Origin of the sequence: Streptomyces sp. NPDC000594 (assembly GCF_040299965.1) — a bacterium.
GTDB lineage: Bacteria > Actinomycetota > Actinomycetes > Streptomycetales > Streptomycetaceae > Streptomyces.
On sequence record NZ_JBEPCY010000010.1, the window covers coordinates 196,044 to 208,587 of the forward strand.

9 protein-coding genes are annotated in these 12,544 nt (G+C 76.4%); 7 read left to right on the plus strand and 2 right to left on the minus strand.

The window, feature by feature from the left end; genetic code table 11:
* Positions 1–118: 118 nt before the first annotated feature.
* Positions 119–1,966, plus strand: coding sequence for an ABC transporter ATP-binding protein (locus ABT354_RS17295; RefSeq protein ID WP_351494449.1), 1,848 nt, complete (start codon positions 119–121; stop codon positions 1,964–1,966).
* Entirely contained in the window at positions 1,908–3,872 is a 1,965-nt protein-coding gene (locus ABT354_RS17300; protein ID WP_502983436.1) for an ATP-binding cassette domain-containing protein, read from the plus strand. Before ABT354_RS17295 ends, ABT354_RS17300 begins: the two co-directional genes overlap by 59 nt.
* Before the next feature lie 66 nt (positions 3,873–3,938).
* Here the strand turns inward: ABT354_RS17300 and ABT354_RS17305 are convergent, their stop codons facing one another.
* Complete coding sequence (locus ABT354_RS17305; RefSeq protein WP_351494453.1) at positions 3,939–4,544, minus strand: LuxR C-terminal-related transcriptional regulator; 606 nt, start codon at positions 4,542–4,544, stop codon at positions 3,939–3,941.
* A gap of 555 nt (positions 4,545–5,099) precedes the next feature.
* The gene (locus ABT354_RS17310) at positions 5,100–6,434 is read right to left on the minus strand and encodes an NsdA family TPR-like regulatory protein (protein ID WP_351494455.1); all 1,335 of its coding nucleotides are present in this window, start codon (positions 6,432–6,434) and stop codon (positions 5,100–5,102) included.
* 287 nt (positions 6,435–6,721) lie between these two features.
* On the opposite strand from ABT354_RS17310, the gene ABT354_RS17315 reads away from it, so the two are divergent.
* The 5 genes from ABT354_RS17315 to ABT354_RS17335 all read left to right on the plus strand — a co-directional run bounded on the left by ABT354_RS17315 (position 6,722) and on the right by ABT354_RS17335 (position 12,514).
* Positions 6,722–8,035 carry a phosphotransferase gene (locus tag ABT354_RS17315; RefSeq protein ID WP_351494456.1) on the plus strand — a complete coding sequence of 438 codons (1,314 nt, stop codon included), beginning with the start codon at positions 6,722–6,724 and terminating at the stop codon, positions 8,033–8,035.
* Between the two features lie 48 nt (positions 8,036–8,083).
* Positions 8,084–8,293 carry an LbetaH domain-containing protein gene (locus ABT354_RS17320; RefSeq protein ID WP_351494458.1) on the plus strand — a complete coding sequence of 70 codons (210 nt, stop codon included), beginning with the start codon at positions 8,084–8,086 and terminating at the stop codon, positions 8,291–8,293.
* 121 nt (positions 8,294–8,414) lie between these two features.
* Complete coding sequence (locus ABT354_RS17325) at positions 8,415–9,104, plus strand: HAD family hydrolase (RefSeq protein ID WP_351494460.1); 690 nt, start codon at positions 8,415–8,417, stop codon at positions 9,102–9,104.
* Between the two features lie 48 nt (positions 9,105–9,152).
* The gene (locus tag ABT354_RS17330) at positions 9,153–10,043 is read left to right on the plus strand and encodes a DUF4231 domain-containing protein (RefSeq protein WP_351494462.1); all 891 of its coding nucleotides are present in this window, start codon (positions 9,153–9,155) and stop codon (positions 10,041–10,043) included.
* Positions 10,043–12,514, plus strand: a complete 2,472-nt coding sequence (locus tag ABT354_RS17335) for an NACHT domain-containing protein (RefSeq protein ID WP_351494464.1) — start codon at positions 10,043–10,045, stop codon at positions 12,512–12,514. The genes ABT354_RS17330 and ABT354_RS17335 overlap by 1 nt, the downstream gene beginning before the upstream one ends.
* Positions 12,515–12,544: the final 30 nt, after the last annotated feature.

The following is a 12,544-nucleotide window of genomic DNA, read 5'->3' on the forward strand; positions in this document are numbered from 1 at the left end:
GGGGACCCCGCCGGTGAGAGATCCGGCGGCCCCCCGGCCCACCGGCCGGTCCCGGGCCCATCCGCCCGGGACCGGCCGCGGGTGTGCGCACCCGGACCGTACCGGAAGGAAACCCCGTGTGAAGCCGAGCCGCCGCCCGGCGCCGCCCGCCCCGCCACCGGCGACCACCGCCGTCCGGGCCCCGGGGGCCGGACGGCTGCGCCCCGCGGTGCTCGCCCTCTGCTCCACCGGCGCGGCCCTCGCCGCGCTCGCCCTGCCCGCCGCCCTCGGCGCCACCGTCGACGACCTCGTCGACCGGGGCGAAGTCCTCCGGACCGGGCTGCTGCTCTGCACCGCGCTGATCGCCGCCGAGGTACTCCTCGACGCGCTGGTCGCCCTGGTCGGCGGCGTCACCACCGCCGAACTCACCGCACGGCTGCGCACCGCCGTCCTCGCCCGGGTCACCGGCTGCGGGATCCGCCACGGCGAGGCGGTCGCCACCGGCGACCTCACCACCCGGCTCACCGCCAACGCCGCCGAGTCCGCCGCCGTGCCGGTCAGCGCCGCCACCGCCGTCTCCGCCGTGCTGCTGCCCCTCGGCGGCACCGTCGGGCTCTTCCTCGTCGACCCCTGGGCGGGCCTCTCGCTGCTGGTCGCGGCCCCTCTGCTGGTCCTGGTGCTGCGGGCCCTGGTCCAGGACACCGCGCGCGCCTCCGCCGACTACCAGAGCGCCCAGGCCGAGATCGCCGGCCGGCTCACCGAGGCCCTGGACGGCATCGCCACCGTCCGCGCCGCCGGCACCGCCGCCCGTGAACACGCCCGGATCATCGAACCGCTCGGTGAACTCGGCACCCATGGCCACCGGACCTGGCGGGCCCAGTCCCGGGCCGCCTCGGGCGCCGCCGCGCTGCTGCCGCTGCTCACCGCCGTCGTCCTCGCCGTCGCGGGGGTACGGGCCGCCAGCGGGGCGCTGGGCGTCGGCGATCTGCTCGCCGTCTCCCAGTACGCCGTCCTCGCCGTCGGCCTCGGCCCGCTCACCGGAGCCCTCGCCACCATCGCCCGGGGCCGGGCCGCCACCCGCCGCCTCGAACCCCTGCTGGCGCTGGAACCCGTACCCCACCGCTCGCTCACCCTGCCGCCCGGCGGGCCCGGCACCCTCACCCTGCGCGCCGTCGAGGTCGTACGGGACGGGGTGCCGCTGCTGAGCGGGGTGGACCTCACGGTGCCGGGGGGCAGTTGCACGGCGGTGGTGGGCCGGTCGGGCTCCGGGAAGTCGCTGCTCGCGGCGGTGGCGGGGCGGCTGGCGGACCCGGACGCCGGGACCGTGACCCTGGACGGGGTCCCCCTCGACGGGGTCGATCCCCTGCGGCTCCGGGACGACATCGCCTACGCCTTCGCCCGGCCCGCGCTGCTCGGGGCGACGGTCGAGGACGCCCTCGGCTACGGAGCGGAGCCCGCGCCGAGCGGGGAGCGGATCGACACCGCGCTCCGGGACGCCGGGGCCGACGCCTTTGTGGCCCTGCTGCCGCTGGGGGTCCGTACCCCGCTGGCGCGGGCCCCGCTCTCGGGCGGCGAGCACCAGCGCCTCGGCCTCGCCCGCGCCTTCGCCCGCCCGGCCCGGCTGCTGATCCTGGACGACGCCACCTCCAGCCTGGACACGGTGACCGAACGGTGGGTACGGGGGGCGCTCGCGCGCCGGGCCGGGAGCGTCACCCGGCTGGTCGTCGCCCACCGCGTCTCCAGCGCCGCCGACGCCGACCAGGTCGTCTGGCTGGACGCGGGCCGCGTCCGCGCCGTCGCCCCGCACACCACCCTCTGGCACGACCCCGCCTACCGCGCCCTCTTCACCCAGGCCCCCGAGCCACGGGCCGCCCCGGACCCGCCACCGGACACCGCGGCACCCGGCTCCGGCGGCCGGCCGGCCATCGATGACCTGCCCGAGCCGGCCCACCGGGGCGGGCGTACCGGCGGGGAGGTACGGCCATGAGACGGCACGGCCCCGCGGTGGCGGTACGGGGTGGGCATCCGGCAGGTCCCCGGGCCCGGGGCGCCCTGGGCGCGAGGGACGGGCATACGCGTGGGAAGGGGCGACGGTGAGGCAGCGGAGGGGGCAGCGGACCGCGTTGGCGCGGGTCACCGCCGAGGCACGGCCGTTCCTGCGGGGGCGGGCCGGGACGCTGGTGCGGCTGGGGGCCTGGTCGACGCTGGAGTTCGCCCAGACCTTCCTCACCGGGATCGCGGTCGCCCGCGCCCTCGACGACGGGTTCCTCGCCGGGGCCACCGGCACCGGCCTGGCCTGGCTCGCCCTGGCCGCGTTCGCCGCGGTGCCCGCCGCCCTCGCCACCCGGGGTGTCTTCGTCCACCTCGCCGACCTGGTCGAACCCCTCCGGGACGGACTGGTGCGCCGCGCCACCGCACGCGCGCTGGACACCGCCCTCACCGGCGCGAGCGGGCCCACCGCCGCGCCGGTCTCCCAGGTCACCCATCAGAGCGAGATCGCCCGCGACGGCTGGGCCGGACTGGTGCTGGCACTGCGGTCCTTCGTCTTCACGGCGGCGGGCGCGCTCGCCGGACTCGCCGCGCTCTCGCCGAGGCTGCTGCTGGTCGTCGTGCCGCCCCTGCTCCTCGGGACCGCCCTCTTCCTGGCCACCCTCCCGCCGATGGCCGCCCGGCAGCACGAGTATCTGACCGCGGACGAGGAGTTCGCCGCCCACGCCGGGCGGACCGCCGGAGCCCTGCGGGACCTCGCGGCGGTCGGCGGGGCGGCGCGGGCGGTCGCCGAGGCCGGGGAGCACACCCGGCGGCAGACCCGCGCGGCCCGCTCGCTCGCCCGCTGGGCGGCGGTACGGATCGTCGCGCTCGCGCTCTGCGGACGGCTGCCCGTGCTGCTGCTCCTCCTCGCCACCCCCTGGCTGATGCGCCACGGCCTCACCGGCGGCGCGCTGATCGGGGCCTTCACCTATCTCACCTACTCGCTGGGGCCCGCGCTGAACGCCCTGCTCACCCTGGTGGGTTCGGCGGGCGGCCGGCTGGTGGTGGTGCTGGACCGGTTCACCGGCCCGGTACGGCTCCCCCTGCCACCCCCGGAGCAGCCCGGGAAGCCCGAGCACCCCGAGCAACCCGAGCACCCCGGGAAGCCGCTGCCCCCCGGAGCCCGCCCCGCACCCCCCGTCACTCCCGTCACCCCCGTCGCCGAACTGCGCTCCGTCACCTTCGCGTACGGTCCCGCCGCCCGCCCCGTGCTCGACCGGCTCGATCTCGCGATCCGGCCGGGCGACCGGCTCGCCGTGGTCGGCCCCAGCGGCAGCGGCAAGTCCACGCTCGCCGCCGTGCTCGCCGGGGTCGCCGCGCCCACCGGGGGAGAGGTGCGCTGGCTCGGCCGCCCGGCCCGGGAGGGGGAGCCCACCGCCGTACGCACCCTGCTGCCGCAGACCCCCTATGTCTTCAGCGGCACCCTGCGGGACAATCTGCGCTATCTGCGCCCGGACGCCGGGGAGCGGGAGATCGCCGCCACGGTCGCGGCCCTGGGTCTGGAACCGCTGGTGGCACGGGCCGGCGGACTCGACGCACCGCTCGACCCCCGTCGGATCTCACCGGGTGAGCGGCAGCTCGTCGCCCTCGGCCGGGCCCATCTGAGCACCGCTCCGCTGCTGATCCTGGACGAGGCGACCAGTGAACTGGACCCGGCGGCGGAGGTACGGGCCGAGCGCGCCCTCGCGGGGCGGACGGGCGCGCTGCTGATCATCGCCCACCGGATCGGTTCGGCCGAACGGGCCGACCGGGTCCTGGTGATGGACGGAACCCGTACCGTCGAAGGGACCCCGGCCGAACTCCTCGACCGCTCGGCGCTCTTCCGCGATCTGGCCGGCCGCTGGTCCCGTGTTCCCGGCTGACCCGGGACGGTCCCGGTCCGGTCCGCCCCACCGCGGGGCGCCGTACCGGGCCGGTGGCGGCCGTCGTCACAGCCAGCCGAACTCCTTGGAGAGTCTTATCGCGTCCAGACGGTTTCTCGCGCCCGTCTTGCGTATCGCCGCCGCCAGATAGTTGCGCACGGTCCCGCTCGCCAGATGCAGCGCGTTCGCGATGGACAACACGGACTCTCCCTCCGCGGCCAGGGCCAGCACCCGCAACTCCCGTGCCGACAGCGGCACCTCACTGGCCTGGAGCAGGCCGAAGGCCAGCGACTGATCGATATGGCGGCCCCCCGCGGCCACCTTCCGTACCACCTCGCAGAGATTGTCCACGGGACCGAACTTGTCGATATAGCCGCGCGCGCCGGCGTCGGAGGCTCTGCGGAGATCCCCGGCGCGGTCGCCCCGGGCGAGCACCACCAGCGCGGTGCCGCTCTCGGCGGGCGGCCGTAAGGATTCGGCATAGGTCAGGACTTCCAGGGAATCCGGACAGTCCAGATCGGTGACGAGTATGTCGGCGGGACACTCCGCCATCGCCGGGCGCACCCCGCCCTTGTCGGTGGTCCGTACCGTCAGGCCCTGGTCCCTGCTCAGCAGGCACGCCAGTGAGGCCCGCCACAGGGACACCGCGTGTACCAGGAGAACAGACGTCATGGGCTGCTCCTTCCGAGTTCTTTCCGCCATGCGCGCATCAAAGCCTTCTCACTGGGTGTGTGCGTCCAGTTCGTTTACGTGTTCAACAGACATCAGTTCATCGCAGTCGGGCCGCGTTTCACTGACGATCTGCCTAATACCCGCGACATGCCGTCGCGAGGGGGGCGTGCGAGTGCACGTGGTGTGCGCCTGTGCGCCCCGGTTGGCCAACTTCCGCGCTGTTCCAGAGGTTTGAACAGTCCCGCGACCGGATAGAGAGGCGAGCTTCGGGCGTCGGTGCACCGGCCGGGGTCTCTTCTTCCCCGTGGCCGAAAGGGCAATCCCCGGTACGGGTGAGGGTGGTGTGCCGATCGGTGCCCAGGGGGACAACACGCCCGCGACGACCACCTGTTCGTATGAATTCCGCTCCGGCGGAACGTGCCGCCCCGTCGCCGCCGGAGCGGGAACGGCATGCTGCTGCCCATGCAGGATCCGTTCGCTTACGCCCTTGTCTTCGCCCCGCGCCCCTCCCCGTACGGAACCGGAGGGGTGGCGCCACCCCCTCCGTACGGCGGCTCAGCCGAGCCCGTCGGCCCGTCCCAGGAGCCGGGCGGCGCCGGGGTGGCGCCGGTGCGGGCGCAGATGGCGCCGCATCAGGCCGAGCCTGCGGGTCGCCCGTACGGAGTCCAGTGAGGGATAGGCGTCCAGGAAGGCCGCCCAGTGGGGGAGGGCCGCGTCCAGATGCCCCATCCCCAGCTGGGCCTCGGCGAGACGGGCGTGGGTGAGGGTCCTGGCGTGCCGCTCCCCGGGGGCACGGGCCCGCAGCGACGCGGTCAGCGCCCGGACCGTCCCGGCCCGGTCCCCGAGCGTGGCGAGGGTCTGGGCCCGCTGGTAGTGCAGGGCGCCCAGGGAGTACGCGGTGAACGGACCGGGCGCCTCCGCGCCGTCGAGCCGCAGCCGCTCCGCCCTGTCCAGCGCGGTCAGCGCGGCCCGGCGGTCGTATCCGGCCTGGAGCACCGCCAGATGGGCCTGGGCGTACGCCTGGACCACCGGCGGGGCGTACCGGGCGTGCTCGCAGGCCAGCTCCGCGAGACGGCGGACGGCGGGGCCGCTGTGGCCCAGGTCGTGTGCGTGGGTTGCCATGGTCCGCAGCGCTATCGCGAGCGTCCCGTGGTCGCGGGCGTCGGCCGAGAGCCGGGCGGCGACCAGCTGGTAGTGCTGGGCGACGGCGTCGTCACCGCCGTCGGCGCAGATCCGGCCCAGTAACAGGGTGAGCTGGGCGGCCTTGGCGAGCAGCCGCCGGTGGACCGTCCCGGAGGAGGGGGCGCGCAGCCGGGCGGTCACATCGTGGGCGAGATAGGCGGCGAGCGGGGCCCGGACCGGACCGCCGCCGAGCCGTTCGGCGGCGGTGGCGAAGACCTCGGCCATGGCGTCCATCCGGTCGGCGTCGGCCCCGCCGCCGCGCCGGTCGTCCGCTCCCCGCTCCCCGTCCGGGGAAGGGGGACCGGGGAGCGGCAGTCCGGGTACGGCGAGGGCGAGCGGGCTGAAGGGCGCGGTGGTGAGCGGGGTCCGCCGGGCGGGGGCCAACTCGGCCTCGGTGAGCAGGGCGAGGGTCCGCAGCGGGGCCGCCTCCCAGGAGACCGGGGGCATCCGGTCGGGGGCGCGGGTGAGCCCGGCCTGTTCGGGGGTGACGGGCCGGTCCAGCCGCCGGGAGAGGGCCTCCAGCAGAAACTGCGGCGCGGGCGGCCGGGGCCGTACGCCCGTCAGCCAGCGGGAGACCGAGGAGCGGTCGCAGGCCACCGGGGTGCCGTGCTCGGTCGCCACCTGCCGGATCGCACGGGCCAGCTGGGCGGCGTTCCAGTCGGCGGTCTCCAGCAACTGCCGCAGCCGCACATTGGGGGTAGGGGGCACAGCTCCCTCCTTCGGGACAGCGGGGCGGCCGAGGACACCTGGTGAGCGGATTCACAACCGGGCAAAGTCGCACGGGGTGCCCCGCCACCGTCCGCTCCGGTGCCTTGTGCGTTCCGGAGACCGGGCGGTCCAATGTGATTACCCGGCAGTCGGTCCGGTGCACCAGATGCTCGCCGGGCAATGTCCCCGTGGATATGCGCGAAGGGTCACCCCCGGGGCGGACCCGCCCGGTCGGATCCGGGGCGTGGCCCGGTGGGCCCGGCGCGGCGCGGAGTCAGGGGGAGTCGATGCAGCAGCACACGGACCGCCATCTCCAGGGCGAGGGGGTGCGGGGCCGTGGCGCGGCCCCTGGGCACCGCCCACCGCCCACCTCGGAGGCGGCCACCGCCGATCCCCCGGTTCCCCGGCCGCCCGTCCTACCCGCCGACCCCGCCGCCCCCCGGCCGCCCGTCATGCCCGGCGGCCCGGTCGCCGTCACCCGCGCGGCCCCGTCCCGCCCGGCCGCCCGCCCCGCCACGCCACCGGGGCCCGGGAGCGAGGTCTGGGTGCGGGAGGTCCTCGCCCGGTACTGGGGCGTGGCGGGGCCCGTCGTCCGGCCGCTGCTGGTGGACGGAGCCGCGCCGCTCAGCCACACCGCCGGGCTCTGGCGCACCCTGGAGCCCGGGGCCGGCCGGGTGCTCAAGGTGCGGCTGACCCCCGAGGCCCTGCGCCCGCCCGCCTTCTACGAGGTGAAGGAGCGCATCGGCGACCACTGCCGGAGCCAGGGCGTCCCCGTGGGGGCCGCGATCCCCGCGCTCGACGGCCGCGCCGGGGTCCACCACGACGGCACCGTCAGCGAGCTGGCCCCCTGGTACGACGGTGCCCCCGCCGACCCGGCCGACCCCGCCCAGTCCGCCGCCGTCGTCCACTGCGGACTGCGGCTGCGGCGCGCCCTGGACACCGTCCCCGGCCCGCTGCGGGCCGCCCTCGCCACCGTGCCCCTGCCGCTCCTGGTGGAGGAGGAGGACTGGCGGGCCGCCCTCGTCGACGCCGCCCGCCTCCTCGCCCGCGCCGAGCGCCGGGGCGACCGCTGGTCCCGGCTGGTCGCCGACGCCCTGCGCCCCGCCGTCGCCGCCGGTCCGCTCCTCCATGACCAGCTCGGCACCCCCGGCCGCCCGCCCCGCCCCCCGGCGGTGATCCACAGCGATCTCCACCCCCATCACTTCATCCTCTCGCCGCGCGCGGGCGACCCCGCCGCCGGGACCGCCTATGCCGTCCGCGCCGTCCTGGACTTCGACAACCTCCAGGTCGGCGATCCCCTGCTCGATCTCGCCTGGCTGGCCGAGGCCGCCGGGCGGGTCACCGGCTCGGTCGCCCGGCAGCGTTCGCTGACCGCGTTCCTCAAGGACGCCGTCCGGCTCGGTCTGCTCCGACCCGGCGAGGAGACCCTGCTGATGCCGCTGCTGATGGCGCACTCGCTGCCGGTGATCACCGATATCGCCGAGGACATCCTGGAGCGCGGTGTCATCGGCCCGCAGTGGCCCGGCTACTTCGCGCTGCTCTCCCCGGAGCGCAGACTCGGCATCCACCGCCGGCTCGCCCTCGCGGGACGGTCGCTCTGACCGGAGGAGCCCCGTGCGTCACGCGGGCCCCGGCCAACCGACCCCTTCGTGCCCGGGGACCGTGCCGCCCTGCTCGAACAGGCCAGACCCATCAGCATCGAGCTCGATGTCCGGCTCGGCGGTGGCACCATCGTGCTGCCCGGGGTCACCGTCGGAGCCACCACCGCGGTGGGCGCGGGCAGCGCCGTGACCCGGGATCCGCCCCCGGGCGTGGTCGCCGCGGGCGACCCGGCCCGGGTGCCGCGCCCGCTGCCGTAACGGAAGGCGGTCCCCTGCCGGTCCCCTGCCGGTCCCCTGCCGGTCCCCTGCCGGTCCCCTGCGGGTCCCCTTCCGGCCCCCGCGGCGCCGAACCGTGTCCGACCAGTGAAAGGCACCGCCCGTGGCCCCCTCCGCCCTGGCCGTCGTCTTCGACCACGACGGCACCCTCGTCGACACCGTCGGCCCCGACTTCGACGCCTGTGCCGCCCTCTGCGCCGAGTTCGGCGTCGTCCTCTCCCCGAGGCTGTGGGCCGACCGGATCTGCGGCCACCCCGACGGCCTGCCCGAACTGTTCGCCCGGCTGCGCGCCGCCGGCCGCACCGGCGACGACGACACCGCCCTGCACCGCCGGCTGGAGGCCCAGTGGGTGCGCGTCTTCGACCCCGGCCGGATCCGGCTGCTCCCCGGTGTCCTGGAACTCCTCGACTCCCTCCGGGATCTCGGTGTCCGGCTCGCCGTCGCCTCCGCCGCCGACCGGCACTGGGTGCTGCGCTGGCTGGACCACTTCGCCATCACCGACCGTTTCGAGACCGTGGTCGCCGGGGACGAGGTGCCGCACCGCAAACCCCACCCCGACGCCTATCTCGAAGCCGCCGCCCGCCTCGGGCTCGCCCCGGAACGGTGTGTCGCGGTCGAGGACTCCCGTACCGGGGTGGAGGCCGCCCGCGCCGCCGGGATGACCGTCGTCGCCGTCCCCACCGCCACCACCCGTCACTGCGATTACGGACGCGCCCACCATCTGCTCCCCGGCGGACTGCCCACCCTGCGCTGGCCGCTGCCCCCGCCGCCCCAACTCCCGCCGCACCCATGACCGATGACCCTTTGCGCCCGGGGGCGCGTACCGGCCAAAATCGGGAGGGTGACAGCGACACAACGGAACGCGGACATAGCCGAGATCTGGGACCAGCAGAGCATCTGGTCACAGGCCGCCAATCAGCTCAAGGCATCCGTCGAGAAAGCCAGGACCACCGCGCTCGGGCTGGTCATCACGGCGGCGGCGCTCGCCACCGCGGCCTCCCAGACCATGGACATCACCTCCTGGCTCGGCCCCCTGCTCGCCTTCGCCGCCGCCGGGGCCGCGGGCGCCGCCCCGATGGTCGCCCAGCGCGGCGGGCCCTCCCGGCTCAGCGACTGGATCCGGGCGCGGGCGGTCTCCGAGGCGCTCAAGGCCGAGGTGTACATCTGCCTCTCCGGAACCGGCCCCTACCGGGACCGGGACGGCGCCGCGGCCCTCCTCGCCCAGCGGGCCCACCGCTTCCGCTCGGACGCCACCGACCTGGTCCGCCACACCACCGGTATCACCCCCGCCGCCCGCCCGCTGCCCCCGGTCGGCGACATCGAGAGCTATGTGGAGCAGCGGCTGCGCCGCCAGATCGACGGCTACTACCGCCCCAAGGCGCTCTTCATGCACGGCCGGGTCGAACGGGTCGCCCGGGTGGAGCTGGTCTTCGGCGTCCTCGGCGCCCTGCTCGCCGCCGCCGCCGGGGCCTTCGCCGTCGATCTCCTCGCCGCCTGGGTCGCCGTCGCCGCCTCCCTCTCCATCGCCGTGACCGCCCATGGCATCGCCCAGCGCTACGCCTACCAGCATCTGGAGTTCCAGCGCACCGCCGAGCAGCTGGAGCATCTGCTGGAGGAGTGGAACGCCGACACCACCGGGTGCCACCAGCGGACGGCCACCCTGGTCACCGATTGCGAGCATGTCATCTCCATCCAGAACGAGGCATGGATGATCCGCTGGACCGTCAGCTGATGAGCGCTGCCGAGAGCGCCGTTCTCATCCTGGCCCAGGCCCTGGCCGCGGCCCGTTCCCGGCTGTTCCGGTACCGGGCGCGGGAACTCCCGCAGCCGGCCGAGGAGCTGGCGGAGTACGAGAGCGGGATCCGGGTGCCCCCGCGCGAGGTCGTGGAGGAGTACGCACGGGCCCTCGGCAGCGAACCGGGAGCCCTGGTCGACCTCTGGCGGGACGCGGTCGCCGAGGTCCACCGCACCGACCGGGCGTTCGAGGACCGGTATCTCTCCGCATGCCGCGAACTCGCCCCCGGCTCCGGCGCCCCCGCCCCCGGTTCCGGCTCCGGGGCCGCCTCAACCGGCGCCCCCGGCTCCGCCACCCCCGGCCGGGCCCGGACCCCGTCGCCCGCCCCGTACGCCGTCGAGCGCCGGATCGTCCCCCGGGGCGACCCGGGACCGGGCACCCCCTTCCCCCGCCGCGACCCGGACCACCGGCGGGTCCTGCTCCGCGACATCCCCGGCAGCGGCCGGGGGCGGCTGCTCCGGCGGGAGACCCTGCGGGCCGCCGAGACCCCGCGCGGAGTGGTCCCCTTCCCGCTCTCCGCCGCCGTCCTCGACCGCCCCGACAACCCGCCCGCGCCCGCGGACCTCCTCGCCCTCTGCGGCTCCGCACTCGCCGACGAGCAGCCCTCCGGCTGGGCCGAACGGCTCTTCGCCGCCGGGCGGGCGCTGCTCCTCGTCGAAGGCGTCGAGGACCTCCCGCCCACCGCCCGGGAGGGGATCCGCCATTGGCTGGAGCGGCTGGCCGGGGACCACCCCCGCACCGAGGCGCTGGTGACCGCGTCGCTCTCCGCCGTCCCCGGCGACTGGCTCGCCGACGCGGGCTTCACCGAGTACCGGCTCGCCCCGCTGGCCTGGCCCGAGGTGGCGTCCTATCTGGCCACCGAGCCCTGGTCCCGGGCACCGGACGCCGAGGGCGGACAGCGGCTGACCGAACTGCTGCGCCAGGACCCGGCCCTCGCCCGGATGGCCCGGGACACCCTGGTCCTGGCCGAGCTGGGCTTCCCGTACATCGAATCCGGGCCGCTCGGGCCCCGCCGGGTCGATCTGTATCTGGCGGCGACCACCGCCCTCGCCGACCCGGAGCCCGCACCGGAGACCGACGGCGGCGCCCCGCTGGTCCGCGGCCTCGCCCTCTGGCTCCAGCGCAACGGCGTGCCCCACGCCACCCGTGACCAGACGCTCCGCCAGTTCGAGCGGGCACTGCCCGCGATAGCCCCCGGCACCGACCCGGCCGCCGTCCTGGCGCGGCTGCTCGACCACGGGGGCCTGCTGACGGAGACCGCCCCGGACCGGATCGCCCTCGTCCACCCCTCGGTCCAGTCCTATCTCGCCGCCCGGGAGGCCGCCGACACCGACGCCCTCGGCGAGATCCTGCGCCACGCCCATGAGGACCGCTGGCGGGAGGTGGCCGTCTTCGCCGTCGGCTGCGCCCGCACCTCCGAACGGGCCGGCTACCTCGACGGTCTGCTGGAGCGCGCCGAGCGGGAGCCCGACCGCGCGCCCCGGCTGGTCCTGATCGCCGCCGAGGCGCTGCTGGACCTCCCGGAGCTGGAACGGGATCTGCACTCCCGTATCCGGGGGCGGCTGGCGGAGCTTCTGCCACCCCGCACCGCCTCGGACGCCGACGAGATCGCCGCCGCCGGCCCCCGGATCCTGCCGCTGCTGCCGGACCCCCGGCAGCTCGACCCGGGGGACCCCCGGACCGCCCTGCTGCGGCGGGCCGTCACACGGATGGCCGACGAGCGGGTGGCCGCCGAACTCACCCTTGACGAACGGGTCGACGGCGGCCCGGCCGGGGAGTATCTGCGCCGCTTCCCCGCCGCCCTGCCGCCCTCACCCTCGGTCCCGGTCCCGTCGGCACCCGAGCCGCTGCCCGACCGTACGGCCGCCACCTGGCCCGCCGTCGAGCAGATCCCCGCCACCCCTGAGCCCGCCACCGACCCGGAGCCCGCCGCGGGCGTGGTCCGGCTCGACGGCGGCGAGGACCCCGACACCCTGGCCGCGCTGGCCCCCGGTGCCCGCCGGGCGGTCTGCGGACCCGACGGCGACCCCGCCCTGCTGGCGCTGCTGCCCCGGCTGCACACGGTGGTCGCCGAGGACCACGCCCGCCCCGTCGACCTCGCCCGGCTCACCGTGCTGCCGCTGCTGCGCACCCTGGTCCTCACCCGGGGCGCCGCCCCCCGCGACCTCTCCCCGCTGGCGGGCACCGGGGTGATGTTCCTGGAGATCTCACCCGCCCCCGAGCCCTCCGTCGTCGCCCAGCTCGCCACCCTGGCACGGCTCCGGGTGCTCCACCTCCCCGGCGCGAAACGGCGCTATGTCGAGAGCCTGCGGGAGCTGCTCCCGGATGTCGCCCTGGTACGCGGCCCGTTGTCGCTGCCGGAGCATCCCGCTTTCGGCCACCGGGACGGCCCCGGCAGGGCAGAATGAGCCGGGTCGCGCCGGGGAGGAGAGCCGGGA